At 71.7% G+C, this 22,803-nt stretch carries 28 protein-coding genes; 9 read left to right on the top strand and 19 right to left on the bottom strand.

All coding sequences use genetic code 11. The features are described 5' to 3' along the window. Positions 1–8: 8 nt before the first annotated feature. On the bottom strand, positions 9–545 hold the full coding sequence (locus RIN75_RS40600) for a helix-turn-helix domain-containing protein (protein WP_309117439.1): 537 nt from the start codon (positions 543–545) through the stop codon (positions 9–11). A gap of 78 nt (positions 546–623) precedes the next feature. Between RIN75_RS40600 and RIN75_RS40595 the strand changes: the two genes are divergently transcribed. Next, positions 624–1,043: a nuclear transport factor 2 family protein gene (locus RIN75_RS40595; protein ID WP_309117438.1), complete on the top strand. Its 420-nt coding sequence runs from the start codon at positions 624–626 to the stop codon at positions 1,041–1,043. On the opposite strand, the gene RIN75_RS40590 is transcribed toward RIN75_RS40595, so the two are convergent. Next, positions 980–2,401: an aldehyde dehydrogenase family protein gene (locus RIN75_RS40590; RefSeq protein WP_309117437.1), complete on the bottom strand. Its 1,422-nt coding sequence runs from the start codon at positions 2,399–2,401 to the stop codon at positions 980–982. The genes RIN75_RS40595 and RIN75_RS40590 overlap by 64 nt on opposite strands. A 48-nt stretch (positions 2,402–2,449) precedes the next feature. On the opposite strand from RIN75_RS40590, the gene RIN75_RS40585 reads away from it, so the two are divergent. Both RIN75_RS40585 and RIN75_RS40580 read left to right on the top strand, forming a co-directional pair. Next, positions 2,450–2,845 (top strand): ChaB family protein, encoded by a 396-nt coding sequence (locus tag RIN75_RS40585; RefSeq protein WP_309117436.1) that lies wholly within the window; start codon positions 2,450–2,452, stop codon positions 2,843–2,845. A 537-nt stretch (positions 2,846–3,382) separates the two neighbouring features. Continuing rightward, positions 3,383–3,544: a hypothetical protein gene (locus RIN75_RS40580; protein WP_309117435.1), complete on the top strand. Its 162-nt coding sequence runs from the start codon at positions 3,383–3,385 to the stop codon at positions 3,542–3,544. Between the two features lie 205 nt (positions 3,545–3,749). Here RIN75_RS40580 and RIN75_RS40575 read toward each other — a convergent pair whose 3' ends face one another. Further along, complete coding sequence (locus RIN75_RS40575) at positions 3,750–4,595, bottom strand: SDR family oxidoreductase (RefSeq protein ID WP_309117434.1); 846 nt, start codon at positions 4,593–4,595, stop codon at positions 3,750–3,752. 89 nt (positions 4,596–4,684) lie between these two features. Between RIN75_RS40575 and RIN75_RS40570 the strand changes: the two genes are divergently transcribed. From RIN75_RS40570 to RIN75_RS40560, 3 genes are all read left to right on the top strand, one after another. Then, complete coding sequence (locus tag RIN75_RS40570; RefSeq protein ID WP_309117433.1) at positions 4,685–5,863, top strand: zinc-dependent alcohol dehydrogenase; 1,179 nt, start codon at positions 4,685–4,687, stop codon at positions 5,861–5,863. A gap of 17 nt (positions 5,864–5,880) precedes the next feature. Beyond that, entirely contained in the window at positions 5,881–6,234 is a 354-nt protein-coding gene (locus RIN75_RS40565; protein WP_309117432.1) for a hypothetical protein, read from the top strand. 82 nt (positions 6,235–6,316) lie between these two features. Beyond that, positions 6,317–6,991: a DUF6766 family protein gene (locus tag RIN75_RS40560; RefSeq protein WP_309117431.1), complete on the top strand. Its 675-nt coding sequence runs from the start codon at positions 6,317–6,319 to the stop codon at positions 6,989–6,991. A 78-nt stretch (positions 6,992–7,069) separates the two neighbouring features. On the opposite strand, the gene RIN75_RS40555 is transcribed toward RIN75_RS40560, so the two are convergent. The 11 genes from RIN75_RS40555 to RIN75_RS40505 form a co-directional block, all read right to left on the bottom strand. Continuing rightward, the gene (locus RIN75_RS40555) at positions 7,070–7,993 is read right to left on the bottom strand and encodes an alpha/beta hydrolase (RefSeq protein WP_309117430.1); all 924 of its coding nucleotides are present in this window, start codon (positions 7,991–7,993) and stop codon (positions 7,070–7,072) included. 162 nt (positions 7,994–8,155) lie between these two features. After that, positions 8,156–8,680, bottom strand: a complete 525-nt coding sequence (locus RIN75_RS40550) for a DUF6328 family protein (protein ID WP_309117429.1) — start codon at positions 8,678–8,680, stop codon at positions 8,156–8,158. After that, on the bottom strand, positions 8,667–10,127 hold the full coding sequence (locus RIN75_RS40545; protein ID WP_309117447.1) for an ornithine decarboxylase: 1,461 nt from the start codon (positions 10,125–10,127) through the stop codon (positions 8,667–8,669). The genes RIN75_RS40550 and RIN75_RS40545 overlap by 14 nt, the downstream gene beginning before the upstream one ends. 17 nt (positions 10,128–10,144) lie before the next feature. Continuing rightward, a complete protein-coding gene (locus RIN75_RS40540; protein WP_309117428.1) occupies positions 10,145–11,326 on the bottom strand; it encodes a cytochrome P450 in 1,182 nt (393 codons plus the stop codon). Next, positions 11,317–11,997 (bottom strand): SDR family oxidoreductase, encoded by a 681-nt coding sequence (locus tag RIN75_RS40535; RefSeq protein WP_309117427.1) that lies wholly within the window; start codon positions 11,995–11,997, stop codon positions 11,317–11,319. The genes RIN75_RS40540 and RIN75_RS40535 overlap by 10 nt, the downstream gene beginning before the upstream one ends. A 3-nt stretch (positions 11,998–12,000) precedes the next feature. Further along, entirely contained in the window at positions 12,001–13,284 is a 1,284-nt protein-coding gene (gene rfaE2, locus RIN75_RS40530; RefSeq protein WP_309117426.1) for a D-glycero-beta-D-manno-heptose 1-phosphate adenylyltransferase, read from the bottom strand. After that, positions 13,281–13,856: an SIS domain-containing protein gene (locus RIN75_RS40525; protein ID WP_309117425.1), complete on the bottom strand. Its 576-nt coding sequence runs from the start codon at positions 13,854–13,856 to the stop codon at positions 13,281–13,283. Before RIN75_RS40525 ends, rfaE2 begins: the two co-directional genes overlap by 4 nt. Beyond that, a complete protein-coding gene (locus RIN75_RS40520) occupies positions 13,853–15,067 on the bottom strand; it encodes a glycosyltransferase (protein ID WP_309117424.1) in 1,215 nt (404 codons plus the stop codon). The genes RIN75_RS40525 and RIN75_RS40520 overlap by 4 nt, the downstream gene beginning before the upstream one ends. Beyond that, positions 15,064–15,957, bottom strand: coding sequence for a glycosyltransferase (locus RIN75_RS40515; RefSeq protein ID WP_309117423.1), 894 nt, complete (start codon positions 15,955–15,957; stop codon positions 15,064–15,066). Before RIN75_RS40515 ends, RIN75_RS40520 begins: the two co-directional genes overlap by 4 nt. Next, positions 15,954–16,958 (bottom strand): glycosyltransferase family 9 protein, encoded by a 1,005-nt coding sequence (locus tag RIN75_RS40510; protein WP_309117422.1) that lies wholly within the window; start codon positions 16,956–16,958, stop codon positions 15,954–15,956. Before RIN75_RS40510 ends, RIN75_RS40515 begins: the two co-directional genes overlap by 4 nt. Next, positions 16,955–17,470, bottom strand: a complete 516-nt coding sequence (locus RIN75_RS40505; protein WP_309117421.1) for an HAD family hydrolase — start codon at positions 17,468–17,470, stop codon at positions 16,955–16,957. Before RIN75_RS40505 ends, RIN75_RS40510 begins: the two co-directional genes overlap by 4 nt. Positions 17,471–17,602: 132 nt before the next feature. On the opposite strand from RIN75_RS40505, the gene RIN75_RS40500 reads away from it, so the two are divergent. Continuing rightward, on the top strand, positions 17,603–18,121 hold the full coding sequence (locus tag RIN75_RS40500) for an SRPBCC family protein (protein ID WP_309117420.1): 519 nt from the start codon (positions 17,603–17,605) through the stop codon (positions 18,119–18,121). 197 nt (positions 18,122–18,318) lie between these two features. On the opposite strand, the gene RIN75_RS40495 is transcribed toward RIN75_RS40500, so the two are convergent. Genes RIN75_RS40495 through RIN75_RS40480 form a run of 4 tightly spaced genes read right to left on the bottom strand, consistent with a single transcriptional unit; the run spans position 18,319 to position 20,371 of the window. Beyond that, the gene (locus RIN75_RS40495; RefSeq protein ID WP_309117419.1) at positions 18,319–18,840 is read right to left on the bottom strand and encodes a hypothetical protein; all 522 of its coding nucleotides are present in this window, start codon (positions 18,838–18,840) and stop codon (positions 18,319–18,321) included. After that, on the bottom strand, positions 18,833–19,573 hold the full coding sequence (locus RIN75_RS40490; protein ID WP_309117418.1) for a metallophosphoesterase: 741 nt from the start codon (positions 19,571–19,573) through the stop codon (positions 18,833–18,835). Before RIN75_RS40490 ends, RIN75_RS40495 begins: the two co-directional genes overlap by 8 nt. Beyond that, entirely contained in the window at positions 19,570–19,818 is a 249-nt protein-coding gene (locus tag RIN75_RS40485; protein ID WP_309117417.1) for a BON domain-containing protein, read from the bottom strand. The genes RIN75_RS40490 and RIN75_RS40485 overlap by 4 nt, the downstream gene beginning before the upstream one ends. After that, positions 19,808–20,371, bottom strand: a complete 564-nt coding sequence (locus tag RIN75_RS40480) for a nucleotidyltransferase family protein (RefSeq protein ID WP_309117416.1) — start codon at positions 20,369–20,371, stop codon at positions 19,808–19,810. Before RIN75_RS40480 ends, RIN75_RS40485 begins: the two co-directional genes overlap by 11 nt. Positions 20,372–20,431: 60 nt before the next feature. Between RIN75_RS40480 and RIN75_RS40475 the strand changes: the two genes are divergently transcribed. Beyond that, complete coding sequence (locus RIN75_RS40475) at positions 20,432–20,668, top strand: DUF6480 family protein (RefSeq protein ID WP_309117415.1); 237 nt, start codon at positions 20,432–20,434, stop codon at positions 20,666–20,668. A gap of 116 nt (positions 20,669–20,784) precedes the next feature. Here RIN75_RS40475 and RIN75_RS40470 read toward each other — a convergent pair whose 3' ends face one another. Then, complete coding sequence (locus RIN75_RS40470; RefSeq protein WP_309117414.1) at positions 20,785–21,792, bottom strand: NAD-dependent epimerase/dehydratase family protein; 1,008 nt, start codon at positions 21,790–21,792, stop codon at positions 20,785–20,787. Positions 21,793–21,845: 53 nt separating this feature from the next. Here RIN75_RS40470 and RIN75_RS40465 point away from each other — a divergent pair, with 53 nt between their 5' ends. Further along, the gene (locus RIN75_RS40465; RefSeq protein WP_309117413.1) at positions 21,846–22,583 is read left to right on the top strand and encodes a ZIP family zinc transporter; all 738 of its coding nucleotides are present in this window, start codon (positions 21,846–21,848) and stop codon (positions 22,581–22,583) included. Positions 22,584–22,803 lie beyond the last annotated feature (220 nt).

Below are 22,803 nucleotides of genomic sequence, written 5' to 3'. Positions count from 1 at the left end.
GCCGCCGATCACACACGATCGCGGCTCGTGCGCGCATCCGGTTTCCAGCCGCTGTGGCCGGTGAGCATCTCGGCGATGACGACCGTGCCGGGCGCGTGCCGCCCACCCGGACCCGGCAACACCTCCACGTCGTCAACGTGCAGTTCGCCGCCGCAGTTGTCGCAGGTGACGACCGGGGTCATGTGCTCGCCGCAGTCCCGGTGCACCAGCTCCATCGGCGCGCCGTCGAGGGCGAGGTAGCGGTCGCCCCAGGCGAGCAGGCTCATCACGACCCCGTACAGCTGCTTGCCCGGCTCGGTCAGCAGGTATCGGTAGCGCACGGGGTTGCGCTGGTAGGGGGACCGTTCGACGAGGCCGGAGGACATCAGCCGGTCGAGGCGGTCGGACAGGACGTTGGTGGCCACTCCCAGGTCGCGGTGCAGCTCGTCGAACCGGGACAGGCCCAGGAACAGGTCGCGTAGGACCAGCAGGGTCCACGGGTCGCCGACCAGGGCCGCCGTGCGCGCCACCGAGCACGCCATGTCGGTGAAGCGGTCTCTGTTCACGACTCCCAGCGTAGTGCCTTGCGATGTGCAAGTCACCGAAGTAGCTTGCTATTCGCAAGCCACTCCCGGGAGGAACACATGTACCACGCGATCGTGCGCGCGAAAGTCCGCGGCCTGTGGGCGCGCGTCGCCGACGGGGACTACCGCGCGGCCGTCCGGCTCGCGGACCCGGACGTGCGGTTCCGGTTCGTCGGCGACGCGCCGCCGGCCGCCGAGTTCACCGGCCGGGACGCCTTCGACCGGTGGTTCCGCGACCTGCTCGACCTGTTCCCCGGCATCCGCCTCACCCCACACGAGATCGTCGCGCGCGGGTGGCCCTGGAACACGACCGTGGTCACCCGGTTCCGCGTCGAGGCGACCCTGGGTGACGGCACGCCCTACCGCAACGAGGGCGTCCAGTGGGTTCGGCTGCGCTGGGGGCGGATGGTCGAGGACTACGTGCTGGAGGACACCGTGCGGCTCGCGGAGGCCGTGCGCCGCCAGTCCGCGCTGTCCTGACGCCGGGGCTGGAACTGGCCGAGGTGGACGACCTTCATGGAGGTCATCTCGTCCAGCAGTTCCGGCCCGTAGCCGAAGCCGGTGCCCGACATCCGGCGTGGCTGCGCCGCACCGCCGGGCGCGCCGCCGAACACGGCGTTGACCTTGACCGTGCCGACCGGCAGCGTCCGCCACGCCCGCTGCGCGTGCGCCATCGACCCGGTCAGCACGGTCGCGGCCAGCCCGTGCTCGTCGACGACCGCTTCGGCCAGTCCTTCCTCGAACGAGGGGACGACGCGCACCGGGGCGACCGGCCCGAACGTCTCCTGCCGCATCACGCGCATGTCCGGCGTGCAGCGGGTGAGGACGGTCGCCGGGTAGAACGCGCCCGGCCCGTCCGGCACCTCGCCCCCGATCAGCACCTCCGCCCCGTCCGCGACGGCTTCGACGACGTGGGCGTGCACGAGCTTGCGGTGCTCGACGTCCACCAGCGGCTGCTGAACCCAGTTGCGCGCTTCGACTTCGAGGGCGCGCAGGAATTCCTCCGCGATCGCCTGGTGCACGAAGATCCGCTCGACCGAGGTGCACAGCTGACCCGCGTTGGTGAACGCCCCGAGCGCGGCCTGCGCCGCCGCCCACTGCGGGTCGACGTCCGCGTCCACGACGAGCGCGTCGTTGCCGCCGTTCTCCAGCAGGGCCTTGGCTCCGGTCGAGGCGGTGGCGGCGAGTATCGACCGGCCGGTGGCGGTGCCGCCGACGTGCGCGACCAGGTCCACGTGCCGGTCGGCGGCCAGGCGCGCGCCGACCTGGCCGTCGCCGATCAGGGTGTGCAGGACGCCGTCCGGGAAGGCCTCGGCGACCAGCCGTCCCATCAGCAGTCCGGTGTGGGGGCAGCGTTCGCTGGGCTTGTGCACCACCGCGTTACCGGTGACCAGCGCCGCGCCGAGCAGTCCGCAGGCGACCGCGACCGGGTCGTTCCAGGGGGTCAGCGCGACCACCACGCCGCGCGGTTCGGGGACCATGAAGTCGGTGGCGTCCCAGGAGCCGAGCAGCGACCGTCCACGGTGGACAGGACCGAGTTCGGCGTACTGCTCCAGCGTGGACACCCCGGCCAGCACCCCTTCCCGCGCCGACGCCACGGGCCTGCCGGTCTCCTGTTCGAGGACCTTCGCCAACTCGTCCGCATGCGTCCGCAACACCGCCGCCGCCTGCCGCAACGCCGCCCCCCGCTCCGCCGCCGGCGTCGCCGCCCACTTCGGCTGCACCTCCCGCGCGGTGAGAACGGCGCCCGCGACCTCTTCGTCGGTGGCGATGGGGAGGTGGCCGACCGACCGGCCGTCGTGAGGGCTGCGGATGTCGAGGTCACGCATGTCCGTCATGGCGACCGGGTACCCGACCGACCACCGGGAAACACCAGGGAGGACCCCATGCCCGGACGCAAGGAACTGCCCAGCACGGTCGCCCGTTCGCCGAAGAAGGCGCAGCGGACGTGGATCAAGGCGCACGACTCGGCCGTGGAGACGTACGGGGAAGGCGAACGCGCCCACCGGACCGCGTTCTCGGCGTTGAAGCATTCCTTCGAGAAGGTCGGCGACCACTGGGAGCCCAAGGCCGAGAAGGGCCCGTCCGACAAGCAGGCCGCGCGCAGCACGCCGCGCCAGGGGAAGACGGCGGGCGGGGTGGATGCCAACGCGAGCAAGCAGCACTTGTACGACGTGGCCAAGCGGCTGGAGGTGCCGGGGCGGTCGAGCATGACGAAGCAGCAGTTGGTGGAGGCGATCAAGAAGGCGAACAACCGGAAGACGGCGAAGGCCCGTTCCTGATCCCCCGTTTCTGATCCCTGATCCTCGCTCGTGATCAGGGGGTTCGGGGGCGGTGCCGGGGTAAGATCGACTGGCGGGGCCGGGCTCCCGAACATCCCACTATCGAGTGACATGCGGGATTCGGCACCGATCCGGGTCTCGCGCGTCCCGTGTAGAGGAGGAGCGCGGGGGACGGGAGAGGTCGAGGCCACGGCTGGGAGGCTGCTCCGGCTGGGTCTGGCGCGCGTTGGGATGCGCCCAGGCTGGACGCGGCTCGGTCCGGGGGCGTCGGCCGGTCCGGGGCGGGGGTCGGCCGGCTTGGAGCGCAGGTTGGGTCGGCGGCCCGCATGGATCGGCGGTGTGAGTGGCTCGGCGCTGCTCGTTCGGGGGTGCGGTCGTTCGGGGGTGCGGTCGTTCGGGGGTGCGGTCGTTCGGGGGTGCGGTCGTTCGGGGGTGCGGCTGCGTTCGGCGCGACTGGGTCGGGCGAGGGCTGCCCGGCCCGGTGCCTGGGTGTGCGCGGCCTGGGGTGTGCGCGGCCTGGGGTGTGCGCGGCCTGGGGTGGGGTGGACGCGCGGCCTCGGGCGGCTTGGGCGGGCGCGGCTGGGCGGGCGGCTGGACGTGCGCGGCTGGGCGTGTGCGCAGGTGGGCGTGTGCGGCTGGACGTGCGCGCGGGTGGGCCTGCGCGGCTGGACGTGCGCGCGGGTGGGCGTGCGCGGCTGACGTGCGCGCGGGTGGGCCTGCGCGGCTCGATGGATGCGCGGGTGGGCGTGGGTGTGGGTGGTGGACCGGTCTCGGCCGTGCGGGTGGTGGGACGGAACCGGTCTCGCGTGGGGGGGATCGTGGGGTGGTGGGGGCGGGGAAGGGTTCGCGCGTGTGATCGGGTGGGTGGCCCGTGGTTGGGCGGGTGATGGGTGGGTTGTGGTGGTTAGGGTTGGCGCCACTTGGTGTCGGTCAGCATGCCCGACGCCTGGGGGCCCATGAGGAGCATGCCGCCGTCGACCACGAACGACGCGCCGGTCACGTAAGCCGCCGCCGGGGTCGCCAGGAACGCCACCACCGCCGCCACCTCTTTCGCGTGACCCGGACGGCCAAGTGGAACGCCCGGGCGTGGCTGGGTACGCGGGTCGACGTCCTCCTGGCCGGTCATCGGGGTGGAAATCTCGCCGGGGGCCACCGAGTTCACGGTGATGTCGTGTTCGGCCAGTTCCAGGGCCAGGACCTTCGTCAGAGCGCCCAAGCCGGCCTTGGCGGCGCAGTAGGGTGCCGAGCCGACCCTCGGAGCGTGCTCATGCACCGACGTGATGTTGATGATCCGACCGCCCAGGCCGGCCTCGATCATGTGCTTGGCCGCCCGCTGCGAACACAGGAAGGCGCCGTCCAGGTCCACCGACAGGACATGGCGCCACGTGTCGAAGTCCATGTCCATCGCCCTGGTCGCGGAACCGGTACCGGCGTTGTTCACCAGGACGTCGACGCCGCCCAACTCCTCGGCCAAGTCGTCCACCGCCGACGCCGCGGTGGGCAGGTCGGAGAGGTCCAAGCGGCGGACTGCGGTGCGAACGCCCAGGTCACGGGTCTTTGCCGCCGTACTAACCGCGCCCTCCTCGTCGGTGTGCCACGTGATGCCCACGTCGGCACCGCCGCCGGCCAGGGCCACGGCGATCGCCTCGCCGATGCCCGAGTCCGACCCGGTCACGATGGCGCGCAGCGGCGCGCCCCTGCGGTCCTGCGGGAGTGGTGTGCCCGTGTTCTGCGGGAGTGGTGTGCCCATGTTCGGCGGGTACCCGTGGCCGGGTTTGCGACACACCGTGACGGGAACGCAGCAGAGGACAGAGCAGGGGGCGAAGGGAGAGATCCACCATGAAGGCCGTCACCTGGCACGGCAAGCGGGACGTGCGCGTGGACGACGTCCCCGACCCCATCCTCAAAGAGCCTACCGACGTCGTCGTGCGCGTGACCTCCAGCGGCATCTGCGGCTCTGACCTGCATCTTTACGAAGTGATGGGGCCGTTCATCGACGAAGGCGACATCCTCGGGCACGAGCCGATGGGCGTGGTCGAGGAGGTGGGGGCGCAGGTCACCGAGGTCAAACCGGGTGACCGGGTGGTGGTCCCGTTCAACATCTCCTGCGGCACGTGCTTCATGTGCGCGCAAGGGCTCCAGTCGCAGTGCGAGACCACCCAGGTCCGCGAGCACGGCACGGGCGCGGCGCTGTTCGGCTACACCAAGCTCTACGGCCAGGTGCCCGGTGGGCAGGCCGAGTACCTGCGGGTCCCGTTCGGCAACACGCTGCCCATCAAGGTGCCGGAGGGTCCTCCGGACGACCGGTTCGTGTACCTGTCCGACGTCCTGCCCACCGCGTGGCAGGCGGTCGAGTACGCCGGTGTCAAGGAGGGCGGCAGCCTCGTCGTGCTCGGGCTCGGACCCATCGGTGACATGGCGTGCCGGGTGGCCAAGCAGAAGGGCGTGGCCAACGTCATCGGCGTCGACCTGGTCCCCGAACGCATGGCCCGGGCGCGCCAGCGGGGCGTGACGGTGATGAACGTGCGGGACAGCCACCTCGTCGACCACGTCAAGGACCTGACCGACGGGCGCGGCCCGGACGCGGTCATCGACGCGGTGGGCATGGAGGCGCACGGCGCGCCCGTCGCGAAGCTCGCGCACCAGGCGGTGGGTCTGCTGCCGGACGCCATCGCGGCCCGGTTCATGAAGACCGCCGGCGTCGACCGGCTGCACGCTTTGCGCCTGGCGATCGACCTGGTCCGGCGCGGCGGCACGATCTCCGTCGTCGGGGTGTACGGCGGCATGGCGGACCCGATGCCGATGCTGACCCTGTTCGACAAGCAGATCCAGTTGCGCATGGGGCAGGCCAACGTGTGGCGCTGGGTGCCGGAGATCCTGCCGCTGCTGACCGACGGCGACCCCTTGGGCACCGAGGACTTCGCGACCCACCACCTGCCGCTGGAGCAGGCGCCGCACGGGTACGAGATCTTCCAGCAGAAGCGGGACAACGCCGTCAAAGTGCTGTTGACGCCATGAGGGGCTATCGTCCGGACATGTTGCGGTGGTTGGGCGTGCTGGCCACGGCTGTCGTGGTGAGCGGGTGCGGTTCCGGTAGTGCGGACCTGGTCCGCGGTGCGGCCGAGGAGTTCCTGGCCGCGGCGTCCTCCGGTGACAGCGAGCGCGCGTGCTCCCTGCTCACCGAGCGCGCCCGGGAGACCTGTTCCACTGTGGACATTCCGGGCGGAACGGTCGAGGACATCGCCGTGTGGGGCGATGCGGCCCGGGTGCGCACGTCGTCCGGTGACACGCTGTTCCTGCGTGAACTGTCCTCCGGCTGGCGCGTCTCCGCCGCGGGCTGCGAGCCGGTGCCGGAGCGGCCCTACTCGTGCGAGGTGGGTGGGCCGTGACGCAGCGCGGGATGTTCTACGTCTACCTGCTCGGGGTGCTGGCCGGGCTGGCCTGCTTCATCGTCATCGGGGTGATGGGGCTGTGAAGAGGTTCTTGCGCGACAACGGGTTGGCCCTCACGTTCGGGCTGCTGTTCCTGGGTTCCCTGGTGGGACAGGCGTTCGCGGGCAACGCGGACCTCAACCAGCGCCGGCTGACCGACGGCGGCGACCCCGTGGGGCTGTGGAAGTACGTGTTCTCGTCGGACTTCGCGGTGGACGTGGCGGAGAACTGGCAGTCGGAGTACTTGCAGTTCTTCCTGTTCATCTTCGCCACGGTGTGGCTGATGCAGCGGGGTTCCAACGAGTCCAAGCCCGCCAAGCGGCTGGGGCCGGAGTCCGACCAGCAGCAGTCCCTGGGCCAGCACCAGAAGCCGGACTCGCCACCGTGGGCGAAGGCCGGGGGTTGGCGGACGCGGCTGTATTCCAACTCGCTCGGGATGATCATGCTGCTGCTGTTCCTGGGTTCGTGGCTGGCCCAGTCGATCGCGGGGCGCAGCGCGTACAACAACGAGCAGCTGATCGACTTCCAGGACCCGCTGGGCTGGTGGGAGTACGTGATGTCGCCGGACTTCTGGAACCGGTCGCTGCAGAACTGGCAGTCGGAGTTCCTGGCGATCGGGTCGATGGCGATCTTCAGCGTGTACCTGCGGCAACGGGGTTCGTCCGAGTCCAAGCCGGTCGGCTCGCCGCACAACACGACGGACGAGTCCGGCTAGTACTGCTCGACTGGACCTGGCGAGACATGCACGGCACACCGTGCCCGGATTCCGGCACGGCGGTTCACACCGCTGGGTTCAGGCGCGTGGGTCACCGGTCCGGCCGATGATCCACCGGGTCAGAGCGTCGAGGTAGCCGGGCGCCAGGCGGGTGCCGCCGTCGGTCCGGACGCGGTGGTCGGCGCCGGGGAACACCTCCACGGTCAGCGTCGCCCGGCTGTCGCGGTGGGGGTGGCAGGCCGCGGCGGTGAACAGGTGGATGCTGTCGGCGACCGGGACCACGTCGTCGGCGGCGCCGAAGATCGCCAGGTGCGGGCAGCGCAGGCGCATCGCGTCCGGGACTGGGTCGTGGTCCTGCTTGCGCTTGAGGAAAGTCCAGTAGTGCTCGTCCACCTCGGCCGCGTGCGCGGTGAACGCGGTCGGTGGGGACTGGGCGAGTCGGGACGCCTCGGCGAAGTCGGCGTCGCGTCGACCGGCCTCGATGACGCGGTCGTAGGCGGCCAGTGCGGCGTCGACCTCGTCGTCGGTGATCCCCTCGGTCCGCCGCAGGGTGTTGGCCAGCGAGTAGCGGTCCTGCACGGCCGGTGTCGTGCCTGGACCGCCGTTGGTCACGACCCACGGCACGTCGTCACGCAACGTGGTGGTGCGCAAGACGACCCAGCCCCCTTCGCTGTGCCCGAACAACCCGACAGCCCGGCTCCGCACCTCCGGCCGCGCACGCAGGAAGTCCAGCGCGGCGGCCGCGTCGGACGCCAGGTCGTCCACCGTCGCGTCCAGCCAGTCACCGGACGACCCGCCGACACCGCGCTTGTCGTAGGACAGCACGGCGATCCCGGCGTCCACCAGATGCCGCCGGATCGGCGGGAAGTGCGTGTCGTTGTCCCGGTCCGACGGGCCCGACCCACCAACCATGACCACACCCGCCACCGGCGCACCACGGTCGGGCAACGTCAGCGAACCGGCCAACACCACCCCGGCGTTGGCGAAAGTTATGTCCTGCAACGAGACTCCCCCGAGCCGGCGATGATCTCAGGGTAGCGCCGGCGTCCACCGGGTTTGAGGTGTCGGCCGGCGAAACAGGGCGGCGACGCCGTGCCGGACGTGGTCGCAGGCAGTCACAACCGGTGCACCCGCCCGCCTGCGCGCGGGAGCGGTTTCGAAGCGTCAGTCGAGGTCGTCCTCGTCTTCTGCCTCGATGTTGTCGTTGCCCCGCTCCCGCCACGGCAGCAGGAACCACAGGGTGCCGAAGAAGGCCGCCGCCAGCACGCCCATCACGATCGACACCCAGCCGCCCACGATGACCTCGGCCAGCAGCAGGATGGTGCCCGTCATCGCCACCGCCAGGCACCCCAGCCCGATGACCGCGAACCGGTTCGCCACCTCGATGATGTCCTCGCGCCGCCCCCGCCGGAACAAGATCCGGTGCCACGCCGCCGGAGCGGTCAGCAGGGCCACCGCGCCGGCCGCGAACAGGACGGTGATCATGTGGGTCGACCGCACGTACAGGTCAGCCGTCGCATAACGCTCGGTGAACGCGATGGACAGCAAGAAACCGAACAAGATCTGCACGCCGGCCTGGGCGACGCGCAGTTCCTGGAGCAACTCGTTGAGGTTGCGGGCCAATCGGCGTTGATCGGAGAGTTCGGCTTCGCTCACCCGCACCGAATACCCGGCATCAGCGCTGGTCAACCACCCTGATGGTGCGCAGCGACGCATCAGTCGGGTCGGGCAGGTACATGCCGGCCTCGTGGCCGCTGAGCAGGTAGTCGACAACCGCCTCCGTGATCACCTCGCCGGGCAACGCCGCGGGCACGCCGGGCGGGTAAGGGCTCAGGGTCTCCGCGCAGATGCGGCCCACGGCCTCGCGGGCCGGCACGTGGGAGGCCGAGGCGAAGTGGGCCTCGCGAGGGAGCATGGCCTGCTCCAGCTCCAGTTCGCCCGGATCGGGGATTTCCACGTGCTTGGCGCGCGGCAACGACGCCGAGTGCTCCACCAAGGCGGAAACGGCCGAAACAAGGCGTTCAAGAGTCGAATCGTCGTCGGCCACGGTGATCTGGGCGGCGATCCGGCGGTGGTCGGACAGGCCCACGTCCACCGCGCACTCCGAGCGCAGCCACTCGTTGGCCGTGTAGCCGGAGATGCCCAGCTCGGACAGGTCCATGACGATCTTGAGCGGATCGTGGTCGTCCGCTCGGTCGGGGCTGACCACGTGTTCGCGCTCCACCACCGTGACCAGGCCGCGCAACCGGTCGCGGACCTCGGCACACCGCTTCAACGTCCGGTCCAGCAGTTCCGAGCCGTGCTCGACCATCTGCCGCCGCCAACCGTCCAACCCCGCGTAGACCAGGGCGGACGGGCTGGTGGTGTCCAGGATGTCGGCGCGCAGCGACAGCACGTCCGGGTCCACCCGGTCACCCTGCAAGTGGTACACCGAACCCTGCTCCAGCCCCGCACCCATCTTGTGCACGCTGGTCACGCAAAGGTCCGCGTCCGCGTCCATCGCCCACGACGGCAGACCGGGGTGGAACGGCAGGTGCGCGCCCCACGCCTCGTCGACGATGAGCGGCTTGTCGTGCGAGTGGCACACCTCGGCGGTCTTCTTGATGGCCGCGCACGTCCCGTAGTCGGTGGGCGTGATGAGCAGCATCCCCTGGGCGTCCGGCGCACGCGAGAACGCCTCGGCCACGTCATCGGGCGCGGGCGGGTACGACCACTCCCAGAACGCGTCCCACCGCGGGTGCACCCACACCGGCTCGACACCGCTGATGATGAGACCGGCGATGACGGACTTGTGGGCGTTGCGCGAAACCAACAGCTTCTGGCCCGGCCGGGCGACGGTGATGATGCACGTCTTGACCGACAACGAACTGCCGCACGTGGAGAAGAACGCCTTGTCCGCGTCCACCGCGTCGGCCATCAACTCCTCGGCCTCCGACAGCACACCGCCGCTCATCATCCGGTCGTCCAAGCCGTTCATCATGATGATGTCCGACCGGAACACGTCCTTCCCGAGCACCTCCAGCACCCGCGGGTCGACCCCGCGCCCCTGCTTGTGCCCCGGCGGGATGAACGGGACGTGTCCGCGCCGGTGGTACTCGGCGATGGCGTCCAGCACAGGTGCCTTCGAGTGGTCCATACGCCCGTGTGCCACCGTCACACCACCTCCAAACCGTCGTCCCCCTTCCGGGTGGCGCGCAACCGCAGCGTGAAGTGGTTGAGGGTCGCCGGGAACGGCGGTTCCAGCGTCGAGAAGTCCAGGTGCGCACGCAGGGTGTCCAGCATGGTCCCGGCGCTGACCAGCACCAGGTCCCGCCCCGGGCACACCGCCGGACCGGCGCTGAACGGCACCAGCGCGGGCTCCTCGGTGGGCCACAGCTCGGGCCGGTAGGTGTCGCCGTAGAACCGGTGGAAGTACGGCGCGAACACGATGAACGTGGTGTTCTCCGGCAACCACGTCCCGTGCCACCGGGTCGCGATCGTGCTCTCCCGCAGGATCACCGGCGTGGTCGGCCACAGCCGCGCCGACTCCAGGATCCCGGCCGGGCCGGACCCGCCGATCGCCAGCGCCCGCATCGTCACGATCCCGGCCGCGTCGAACGCGAACAACCAGTGCGGCGCCTGCGAAGCCGCCTCGTCGGCGGGCGCGAGCGAAGCCAGGCTGTTGGGCTCCGAGCGCTCCAGGTGCTGGTGCAACCGCTGCTCGAACCGCCGCCGCAGGCCCCGCCGCTTCGGGTGCAGGAACGCCCAGTTCGCGTTGGCCCGCAACGTCTTCAGGTCGTCGGTCAACGCCGAGTCGTCCCGCCCGCCCGCGCCCAGCACGATCCGGCGCGCCACCCGCCACCACACCCGGGCGAAGTCGTCCCACGCCAGCTCGCCGGTGTTCATCACGTGCCGCACCAGCAGGTCCGCCTCGTCCCGCACCACGGCCTCGACGTCGAGCTTCTCCGGCCGCAGCACGACCTCGTTGAACCGCCTGCGCTTCTCCCGCTCCGGCCCGCGCGAGGCCAGCGACCCGTGCGGCTGGAAGTGGTTCAGCGCCGCGCGCTTCTCCGCCGTGGCCGGGTGGAACGGCTCGGGCGTCTCGGCGAGCAGCCGGGCCACGTCCTCCGGGTCGAGCACCAGCGCGACGCTGCGCCCGGTCACCCGCAGCCGCAACGGCTCAGGCCCGTACTTGTCCCGCAACGCTTTCATCGTGCGCACGGCCATCGCGTCGGCCTGCACCTTCTCCGCCAGCGCCATGCTCGACGGCCGCCGCACGATCACGCCCTTGGCCAACGTGGGCAGCAGGACGCGCGCGAACGCTTTGCCGGTGTCCAACCGGGAGGCTACGGCCATGACCCTTCCTCCTCATGTGCCACGACGAGTTCCCTGATCTCGCACCCGGCCGGCTGGTGCAGCGCGAACATGATCGCGTCGGCCACGTGCTCCGGCGGGTTGAGCTTCGAGTCGTCCGGCGGCCGGTACTGCTCGGCGCGCCCGTCGAAGAACCGGGTCTTCATGCCGCCCGGGATCACCAACGTCACCCCGGTGCGGCCCGCCGTCTCCGCCGCCAAAGCCCGCGTGAACCCGACGACGCCGAACTTCGAGGCGCAGTAAGCGGTAGCGTCGCTCACGGCCTTGATCCCCAGCGTGGACGCGACCGTCACCACCCGGCCGCCCTCCAGGTACGGCAACGCCGCCCGCACCACCGCGGCGGTGCCCAGCAGGTTCACCAGCACGACCCGCTCCCAGTCCGCCGCGGGCACGTCGACCAGCTTGCCGCACGCGTCCGTGCCCGCCGCCGTGACCACCGCCCGCAGCCCGCCGCTGCGCTCGGCGATGTCGCGCACCGCCCGTTCCGCCGCGCGCGTGTCGGAGAGGTCGACCGACTCGAAGTCCGCCGCCTCGTCCGACGCGGGCGCCGCCTTGTCCAGCACCAGCGGCCGACCGCCCGCCGCACGCACCGCGTGCACGACGGCCGCGCCCAGCCCGGACGCGCCACCGGTCACCAACACCTGCCCCACCATGTCCTAGCCCCTCCTCGCCAGTAGCCGGGTCGTGGACCGCCCCTGGTGGTACGGCACGACCACGGTCCGCCCGCCCCACGACCGCACCAGCGCGGCCTCGGGCAGGGACTCGGCGGTGTAGTCGCCGCCCTTGACCCAGACGTCGGGCCGCAGCCGGTCCAGCACCCGTTCCGGGGTCTCCTCGTCGAAGATCACCACGTCGTCCACGCACTCCAGCGCGCGCAGGATCTCCGCGCGGTCGTGCTGCTTGGTCACCGGCCGGTCCGGTCCCTTCAGCCGCCGCACGGAATCGTCCGAGTTCAGGCACACCACCAAGCAGTCACCCAGTGCGCGCGCCGCTTCCAAAGTCCGCACATGGCCGGCGTGCAACAGGTCGAAGCACCCACCGGTAGCCACCACAACGCCACCACGCGCCCTAGTGGCGTCCACGGTGGACCTACGCACGGTGCGGAAGCCCGATGCCCCGCCGGCCGCCAAAAAATCCGCAGCGGACGCCACCGCAGCGGCCACCGCGTCGTCGGTCGCCTCACCCCGCATCAACCGGACCGCCGCCGTCACCGCGAACCGGTCCCCCGCCCCGCACGGATCCAGCACCGCCACGGCCGGCGCGGGCACGGCCACAGGCGTGCCGCCGAGGTGCAGCAGCGCGCCGTCCGCACCCAACGTCACCACGACCGCCTTCGCGCCCCACCGCCGGAGCAGCACCGACGCCGCCTCCTCGGGGTCGTCGGACCCGCTGAACCGCGCGGCCTCGCTGTGGTTGGGCGTCACCAGCCGCGCGCCGGGCGTCGGCTCGGGGCCGCGCGGGTGCGGATCCCACACCACCGCCTTGCCCGCCAACGCCTCCCGCAGCCGCCCGTCGAAGGCCAGCCCGCGCCCGTAGTCCGACACCAGCACCAGGTCCGCGCCGCGCACCGCGTCCAGCATCTCGTCGGTGGCGGTGGGCCGCCCGCGCCCGCCGCCCCGGTCCATGCGGGCGATCGAGTGCCCGGCGCAGCGCAGCCGGGTCTTCACCGAGGTCGCGGCGGGCGACGGCCCGAACACCGTCGGCACGTCCGCCAGCGCGTCGCGCAGCCGCCACCCGTCGGCGTCGTCGGCCACCGCCGTCACCAGCGTCACGTCCACGCCGTCGCGCCGGGCCAGCGACGCGGCCAGACCCGCGCCACCGGGCCGCACCCGCTCCTCGCGCACGTCCAGCACGGGCGCCGGCGCGTCCGGGCACAACCGGTCCGCCGTGCCCTCCACGTCCACGTCCAGCAGCGAGTCACCGACCACGACGAGCTTCACGACACCCTCCGGGACGACAGCGGCAGCGCGGCCTCGAACGCCTCGCACAGCGCGTGCACCGCGACCAACTGGGCTTCCTGCACGTTCGCGGGCGTGCCGGGCAGCGCCAGGACCTCGTCGGCCACCGCCGCCAACGGGTTGGGCAGGGGACCGGTCAGCGCCCACACCACCGCACCCGCGCGCCGACCGGCGTGCGCGGCCTCCAACAGGTTCGGGCTCTTGCCGCTGGTGGACAGCAGCACCACGACGTCACCGGGCCGCGCGTGCGCGGTCACCTGGCGGGCGAAGACCTGGTCGTAGCCGTAGTCGTTGCCGATCGCGGTCACGCTGGAGGACTCCGCGCACAGCGCGATCGCCGAGAACGGCTGCCGGTCGTCCCGGAACCGCCCCACCAGCTCCGCGGTCAGGTGCTGCGCCTCGGCCGCGGACCCGCCGTTGCCCGCCGCGAGCAGCCGCCCGCCCGCGGTCAGCCGCCGGGCCAGCAGCGTTCCCCACCGGGTCACCCGCGAGGCCTGCGCCTCCAGCCCGGCCAACGTCTCCGCCAGCCCGCGCAAGTGCTGCTCGACGCTCACTTCGCGCCACCTCCCACGGCCACGTCGGCGGGCACCCCGGCGCCCGCCCGCTCGTAGACCCGCGCGGTGTCCGCGGCGACCCGGTCCCACGTGTAGCGGGCGTGCACGCGGTCCGTCCCGGCCAGCCCGAACGCCTCCCGGCGGCCCTGGTCGGCCAGCAGCGACCGCACGGCCCGGGCCAGCGCCACCGGGTCGCGCGGCGGCACCAGGCACCCGGTCACGTCGTCGACCACGGTGTCGGTCAACCCGCCCACCGCCGACGCCACGACCGGCACGCCGCACGCCATCGCCTCCAGCGGCACGATCCCGAACGGCTCGTACCACGGCACGCACACCACGAGGTCCGCCGAGCGCAGCAACGACGGCATCTGCGCCCGCGACACCTGGCCGATGAACCGCACCCGGTCCCGCACGCCCATCTCCTTCGCGTGCTCCAGCAGCCGCAGCGCCTCCGCGTCCGCCGCCATGTCCGCCGACCCGCCCGCCACCACCAACTCGGTGTCCGGCACCGACCGCAACGCGGTGATCACGTCCGCGACACCCTTGCGCGGCACCAGCCGACCCACGGTCACGATCCGGTGCCGCAGCAGCCGCCGGTCCCGAGGACCCTCCGGCCGGAACAGCTTCGGGTCGACACCGCACGGCACCACCGAGATCCGAGCCCGCGGCACACCCATGCGCAGCAGCTCGAACACCTCGTCCCCGCACGTGGCCGCGACCCGCGTCGCCTCCCGCCCGACCAGCCGCTCGGTGGCGATCCGCTCCACCGGGCTGGTGTCCGCGCTGCCCTGGTAGCGGCGCTTGACCGTGCCCAGGGCGTGGAAGGTCTGCACGACCGGCACGCCCAGCCCGCGGGTGGCCAGCACGGACGCCAGCCCGGACATCCAGAAGTGCGCGTGCACCACGTCCGGCGCGTCGAACTCCCACCGGGCCCGCAGGAACTTGGCGAACTCGCCCATGTGCGGCAGGAGTTCGTCCTTGGGCACCGGCTCGGGCGGCCCGGCGGGCACGTGGACCACGTCGTAGCCCTGCTCGGTGCGCACGACGTCGGCCTGGTCGGGGCTGTCGCGGCGGGTGTACACGGCCACCTCGTGGCCCTGGGCGACCAGCGCGGCGGACAGCGACGCCACGTGCACGTTCTGGCCGCCCGCGTCCACCCCGCCCAGCGCCGCCAACGGGCTGGCGTGCTCGGACACCATCGCGATCTTCATCGACTCACCTCCGCCAACAACCGGTCCCAACCACGCAGGAACGCGTCGAGCCCGTACCTGGCCAGGGCGAACTCCCTGGCCTGCTTGCCCTTCTCCCGGGCCAGCGCCGGATCCGACACCAGCTCCGCCACGGCGCGTTCGAGTTCGGCGACGTCGGTGGACACCGCGCCCGCCTCGGGCGGCACCGCGCGGACCACCTCGGTGCACGCGAGCGCCACGACGGGCATGCCCAGGTGCATCGCCTCGACCAGCGACAGGCCCAGCGACGTCCACCGCACCGGGTGCAGGTAGAGCCGCCTGCGGGCGACCTCGCGGTGCAGCACGTCCAGCGGGTGGTCACCGCGACCCCGGACGCCGAGCTCCGCTGTGCCCAATCCCTCGGTGCCCATGCCGAACACGTCCAGCGGCGCCACTGCCGCGAACCGCGCCAACAGGTCCGTACCCACCACGCGACCCCGCCGAACCGGGTCGTTCACCACAACGGCGGAACGCGGCAGCTCACCGGTGTAGAGGTGGCCGGGGTCGACCACGCCGTGCTCGACCACCGTCGTGCGGGTGGTGCCGCAGTCCCACATGAGATCGTTGAAATGGGTCACGTGCACCAAAAGCCCCGGCCAGTCGGCCATGGGGTGCTTCAAATTCGGCTTCGCGGGCGTGTTGTGCTCCAGGTAGATCACCGGAATCCCCTTGGGCACCAACGCGAGCTGATCGACCTCCTGCACGACCGCGACATCCGCGTCCACTTCGGACAGATCGACTTCGCGCGCCGACGGCCAGTCCCGCCCCAGCAGACCCTTGCCGTGCGGCGGCCCGGGGACCAGGTACTCGTGACCGCCCCGGACGAACGCGTTCGTCCACGACCCGTGCACGTGCCACACCAAGACCTTCACGCCCGCACCCCCACCAGTTGCTGCACGGCGGCGACCACGTGGCCGGGCGTGACCCGGTCCAGGCACGGGTGGCCGGTCACCGGGCACTCGCGCGCCCGCGTCCCGGCGCACAGCGCGCCCTGGTCGCCCAACAGGACATGCGGCCCGTGCGGCGCCCACCGGGCGGCGGGCACGACGGGCGAGAACAGCGACACCACCGGCGTGCCGACGGCGACCGCGAGGTGCGCCGGGCCGGTGTTGCCCACCACCACCGCGTCCGCCGCCGCGAGCACCCCGGACAGCTCGGCGAACGTCGTGCGCCCGCCCAGGTCCAGGCCGTTCGCGCCGGCCACGTACGCGGTCAGCTCGGTCTCGGCGGGACCGCCGGTCACCACCACCCGGTGACCCGCCTCGCACAACGCCTCGACCGCCGCCCGGCACCGCTGCGGCGACCAGGCCCGCGCGGGCACCGACGCGCCGGGGTGCACCACCACGTACGGCGGCGGGAACGGCGACTCCGGCGGCGGCAGCACGGCCAGCCGGCCGTCGTCGCCGGGCGGCAGCTCGAACCCGGCCGCCCGCGCCACCCCCAGCGCCTGGCTGGACTCCGGGATGTCCGGGTCGTCGCGCAGCCGCACGTCCAGCAGCGACCCGGGGTAGTCCACCGACCGCGCCACGATCCGCGGCACGCCCGCCAGCCGCAGCAACAACGCCAGCGGCAACGGGCTCTGGTGGAAGGAAGTGAGGATCAGGGCGACATCCGCGCGCACGCCCTTCAACAACGCCACCAGTCCCTCGATGTCCGGCGCACGCACCTCGGGCGCGGGTGTGGCGATCCACGGACAGTCCCAGCGGATGATCCGACGAACCCCCGGCAGCAACTCGGCCGCCTGCGCACCCTTGTGCCCGCACAACAACACGACCTCGCTCGACGCCGCCGCCGCGCGGATCGCGGGACCGGCCAGCAGCACGTCCCCGTCGTTGTCCAACCGGGCCACCAACGTCCTTTGTGGACTGCTCATCGGATCACCGCCAGTGCCGACACCAGGTCCGTTGCCGTGCAAGGAGCACGATCGACTTCCTCCCGCAACGTCCGTTCCGTCGGGACCAGCACCGCCCGCGCCCCGGCCGCCCGCGCCGCGTCCACGTCCGCGCCGATGTCGCCGACGACCACCGTGCGTGACGGATCGACGTCCAGCGCCGCGCACGCGGCGATCACCAGGCCGGGTTTGGGCTTGCGGCACTCGCACCCCTCGTCCGGGCGGTGCGGGCAGATCTGCCACGTGCCGAAACGACCCAGCAACTCCTCGACCCGCGCGTTGACCGCGGCCACCTGCTCGTGGGTGAGCAGCCCGCGCCCGATGCCGGACTGGTTGCTCACCACACCGGTTTTCACACCGCGTGCACGCAGCTCACGCACCGTTTCCACGGCTCCCGGCATGAGCGAAACGCGTGCCGGGTCACCGTTGTACGGCACATCTCGAACTAGCGTGCCGTCGCGGTCGAACAGCACGGCCTGGGGGTACTGGTCCACAGAGGAGAGTTAGCCGGTGAGCCGGCTCGCAAACACTTCTCGGGGAAGCGCTACTCACTGTCACCCATGTGTGGGGCGCGGCCGTTCCGGGTAGCCCAGGAGGGCAGTCGACCAGAGGAGAGGTTGTTTCCCGTGACGACGATCGAGAAATCCGTGGACGTCGAGGTACCGGTGCAGACCGCGTACAACCAGTGGACCCAGTTCGAGTCGTTCCCGGAGTTCATGGAAGGTGTCGAGCGGGTCGACCAGGTGACCGCCACCCGCACCCACTGGGTGACCAAGATCGGTGGTGTGCAACGGGAGTTCGACGCCGAGATCACCGAGCAGCACCCCGACGAGCGGGTGGCCTGGCACACCGTGGACGGGCCTCCGCAGGGCGGCGTGGTGACCTTCCACCGGCTCGACGACCGGCACACCCGGGTGCACCTGCAGATGGAGTACGACCCGCAGACGCTCACCGAGAAGGCCGCCACGGCCGTGGGTGTCGTGCAGACGCGCATCTCGGGCGACCTGAAGCGGTTCAAGGAGTTCATCGAGCGCCGCGGCACCGAGACCGGTGCTTGGCGGGGTGACGTGAGCCGGCCCCCGCAGGCCGGGGAGACGCGTCACGACCTGCCCGACGGCGGGTCGCCGGGCGACCCGATCCGATGAGCACGCGGGCGGCTCGGGGGCCGCGGAGACGGAGCTGGGCGCACCCACCCATTCCCCGTCCCCGTCCGCCCATCGAACAGCACAGCACCGAACAGCACAGCGGAGCTTGAAAACACAGGCTCCCACGTGAAAGGGGCGACCTCCCCCGGGAGGTCGCCCCTTCGTGTCGTGCCTTCGTGTCGCCCCCTTTGTGTCGCTCAGCCCCTCTTGAGGCGCTCGAACACCTGGTTCACCGACTGCCACAGCGCCGACGCCGCGTCACCGAGCAGCGACGGCCCGCTGCCGCGCGTGATGTCCAGGCCCGCGTCGTCCTCCTCCTTGGGGTGGACGTCCTGCGCCAGCAACCGGCCCACGACCGCCAGCACGACGTCCGGGTGGCCCAGCGGCAGCGGCGCGGCGAAGGTCTGCACCGACTTCACCACGCCCTGGTGCTGGTTCGCCAGGTCGCCAACCCGCGCACCGGCCGCCGCGCCCGCCACGAGGTGCACGGGCACGTCCCGGTCGCGGAACTCCGCCAGGACCTCGTCCACCTCCTGCCAGGGCTGGTCGACCGCGGGCAGTCGACACCACATCACCTGCAGGTGGTCGGTCAGCGGGCGCCACGTCGCGGGCAGGTCGCCGTGCGGCGCGGCGCCCGACGGGTCGAGCACGACCACCGCGGGCGCGTCGACGGGACCCGCCCACACCACGGACGGCCCCTTGGTCCTGGTCTCATCCATGCGACGCCTCCTCCAACACAGCCGGTTCCACGCAGTAGACGGTGAAGGCGGAGCGGATGATCGGCTGCGCCACGTTGCGCACCCGCACCCCGCCCGGGGTCATGCCGTGCTCGACGCCGAAGTGGGCGTGGCCGTGCACCGCGAGGTGGGTGCCGGTGCTGTCGATCGCCTCGCCCAGCAGGTAGGAGCCGAGGAACGGGTAGATCTCCGGCGGCTCGCCGCGCAACGTGTCCGGCACCGGCGCGTAGTGCGTCAACGCCACCTTCACGTCGGTCTCCAACGAGTTCAGCGCGCTCTCCAGCGACTCGGCGACCTCGCTGGTGTGCGAGATGAACGCCTTCATCTCCCGCTCGCCGAACGCGCTGCCGCACTTGCCCGCGAACCCGCCGCCGAAGCCCTTCACCCCGGCCACGCCGAGGGTGTTCCCGTCCACGGAGATGGTGACCGAGTCACCTTCGAGCACGGTGAGCCCGGCGTCCCGCAGCACCTGCGTGACCTCGTCGGGCTTGTCGTCGTGGTGGTCGTGGTTGCCCAGCACCGCCACCACCGGCACCGGCAGGCCGCCGAACTCGTCGGCCACGACCCGGGCCTCCCCGACCGTGCCGTGCCGGGTCAGGTCACCCGCGAGCAGCAGCACGTCGGCGTGCTCGCCGACCTTCTCCAACGCGGGCCGCAACCGCCCGCGCGCGTCCTCGCCGAGGTGCACGTCCCCGACCGCGGCGACGCGGATCATCGCAACTCCTCCCTGCCCTCCGGTTCACCGACCGGCGTGACCTTCACGTCGTCCAGCACGGTCAGCTCGGGCGCGACGTCGTGGATCACCGCTTCCAGCTCGGCGCGCCGCTCCGCGGACGCCACGTCACCGGACAGCAGCACGTGGTCACCGCGCACGGTCACCCGCACCCCCAGTTCGGTGGTCCGCGGGTCTTCGGCCAGCGCCCGGCGCAACCGGGCGGCGAGGTACTGCTCAGCGGTCATCAGGGGCTCCTGTGATCCCGAGGCGCTCGGTCAGCACGAGGAACGCCTCCGCGTACGGGGAATGGGCGGTCGCCTCGCGCACGCGCCGCCAGCCGATCTGCTCGCGCAGCGCCCGCGCGAACGGCAGCAGCTCGCTGAAGTCGCAGCGGTGGCCGTCCAGCACGAGCAGCTTGCTGATCATCACCTCGGTCGCGGGCATCACCGGCAACGTCACCGACCCGACGGCCAGCTCCTCGGCCCGCGCCAGCGTCTCGTCGGTCACCGGCCACTCGTTCGGGCGGAACAGCAGGTCCACCAGCGAGTCGCCGTCGTAGACCTTCAGCAGCCAGTCCTCCGGCGCGTCGGCCGCTCTCATGCCGGCGGCGACCAACGCGCTGACGGCCGGCTTGGCGTCCTCTTCCCGGACGAGGATGTCGACGTCGTGCTCGGTCGCCGGCCCGCCCCGCGCGTACACCGCGCAACCACCCGACAACGCGAACGGGATCTGCTGCTCGCGCAACACCTTCGCGACCTTGGTCAAGGTGCGCAACAACTGGTCTTGAACGCCGCTCATGGTTTTGGCTACCCCGAGCGACCAGGCTTCACACGACTGGCACCCGGGTACCCGAACCCCATGACAGCGACCCCTCCCGACCCAGACCCGGCCCGCACCCCCGGCCTAGAACCGGGCGGCGGCGTGGCACCCGGCGACACCCCTCCGGAGTCCGCCCAGACCTCGGGCCTCTCCCACCACGAACCGAAGCCCTCGCGGGCCCGGAACATCGCCGCCCTGGTGGTGGTGTTGATCATCACCATCATCGCGGTCGGCTTCATCGTCGGCCAGATCATGGGCTGGGCCAACCTTTTCTGAGCCGGCTCGACGGTCTACGCCAGCACGGTCTACGCCAGCCCTTTTCCAAGCCGGCTCGACGGTCTACGCCGGCTCGACCGTCCCATGCCGCTCGACCTCTCGGACGGCTTGCCCGCCTAGGACGGCTTGAGCGGCGGGCTTGCCGGCACACCCTCTCCCCTGCCCAACCCGCCCAGCACCTCCGCGAGGACGTCCCTCGCGTTGTACCGGGGCGTCCACCCCAACTCCTCGCGCGCCCGCCTCACGTCCAACAACGGCGCGGTCAGCGCCAAGTCCACCCACCCGTGAGAGGTCGGCTGCAACCGCGCCCACCAGGTCACACGGGCCGCCGTCCGCAACACCGTCGGCGGGATCGGCACGTGCTTGCTGTGCATCACCTCGGCCAGCACCTGCGGCGTCACCACCGGCTCGGACGCCAGGTTCACGGCCCCCGCCAGCCTCTTGCGCAACACCAGCACCAGCGCGTCCGCCACGTCGTCGCTGTGCACGAACTGCAGCACCATCGAGTTCGGCAACGGCAGGATCGGCACTTTCGCCTTGAAGAGGACGTGCGGCACCAACGGCCCGAGGAAGTACCGCTTCACCTCCGCCGCCGATTGGGACTGGAGTATCAACGCCGGCCGCACCCGCGTCACCGTCAAGCCCGGGTGCTCGCGTTCGATCCGGTCCAACTGGTGTTCCACCGCCGACTTGTGCCGGCTGTAGTAGGAGGTCGACACGCCGTCCGTCGGCCAGCTCTCGTCCTTCAACCCGCCCTTCACCGCCGGTGAGTAGGCCCCGACCGACGACATGTGCACCAGGTGCGGCACACCGGCCCTCAGAGCCGCCCGGAACACGCGGTCACTGCCCGCCACGTTCGTCCGGAACAGCTCGGGCTCGTCGTGGCTGGGCTGGATCTGCCAGGCCAGGTGCACCACCGCGTCCGCGCCGCGCAGCACGTCCGTCATCGGCTCCTCGGCCCCCGGCTTGGACAGGTCCACCGGGGTCCAGTCGATGTCGTACGGCGGCTCCGGCTCGGGCGGACGGCGGGAGATGCCGTGCACGGTCGTGTTCGGCTCCTCGGCGAGCCGGCGCAGGAGGGCGGTGCCCACGTTGCCGGTGGCGCCCGTGACGACGATCCTCATGCCGGACCGGTTACCCACGGGGTGGCCGGGTGCAACCCACGGGGAGGGCACGGGTGTTCGAAGCGGCGGGGTGGGGGTTGCTGGCCGGTTCGGCGCTGCTCCTCGGGGCGTTGGTCGGGTACCTGGTCCGGGTGCCGCGCGGGGTCATCGCGGCGGTGATGGGGTTCGGCAGCGGCGTGCTGATGTCCGCCGTGGCGTTCGACCTCATCGACGAGGCTCACGGGCTCGGCGGGCTGGTCCCCACGGCGGGCGGGGCGGCGGCCGGCGCCGTCGTCTACACCGCCGCCAACGTGTACCTGGCGACCCGGGGCGCACGGCACCGGAAGCGGTCGGGTAAGCAGCCCAGCGAGGCGGACCAGTCCGGATCGGGCACGGCCATCGCCGTCGGGGCGCTGCTGGACGGCATCCCCGAGTCGGTGGTCATCGGCGCGAGCATGATCGGCGGTGGCGGGGTCAGCGCGGTGACGGTCGCGGCGGTGTTCATCAGCAACGTGCCCGAGGGCCTGTCCAGTGCGGCCGGGATGCGACGCGCGCACCGGAGCAAGGCGTACGTGTTCGGCCTGTGGACGGCGATCGCGCTGGTCAGCGGCCTGTCGGCACTGCTGGGCAACGCACTGCTCACGGGCGCCGACCCCGCCTGGCTGGCCGGGATCACCGCGTTCGCGGGCGGTGCGATCCTGGCGATGATCGCGGACACGATGATCCCGGAGGCGTTCGAGGACGCCCACCTGCTCGTCGGCTTGGTGACGGTAGCCGGCTTCCTGACCGCCTTCGCCCTGTCCCACACCTGAGGCTTTCGCCGCGAAACGGCTGCCTTTTGCTTTTGCCGCGCACCAGCTGTCTTTGCTTTTGCCGCGCACCGGCTGCTTTTGGCTTTTCGCCGGGCAGCGGCTGCTTTTCGCGCCGCAGGCGCTGCTTTTGGTCGGGCTTGCGAAGCCACAGGAAGGGCCTCGGTTCGTCCCCCGTACGGCCTGGGCGCAGCCCAACCACGCTTCGGTCCTTTCCGCAACC

It is taken from the genome of Saccharothrix sp. (assembly GCF_031180885.1).
In the GTDB taxonomy this organism is placed as follows: Bacteria; Actinomycetota; Actinomycetes; order Mycobacteriales; family Pseudonocardiaceae; genus Actinosynnema.
This window is presented reverse-complemented; position numbering and strand designations above follow the sequence as displayed.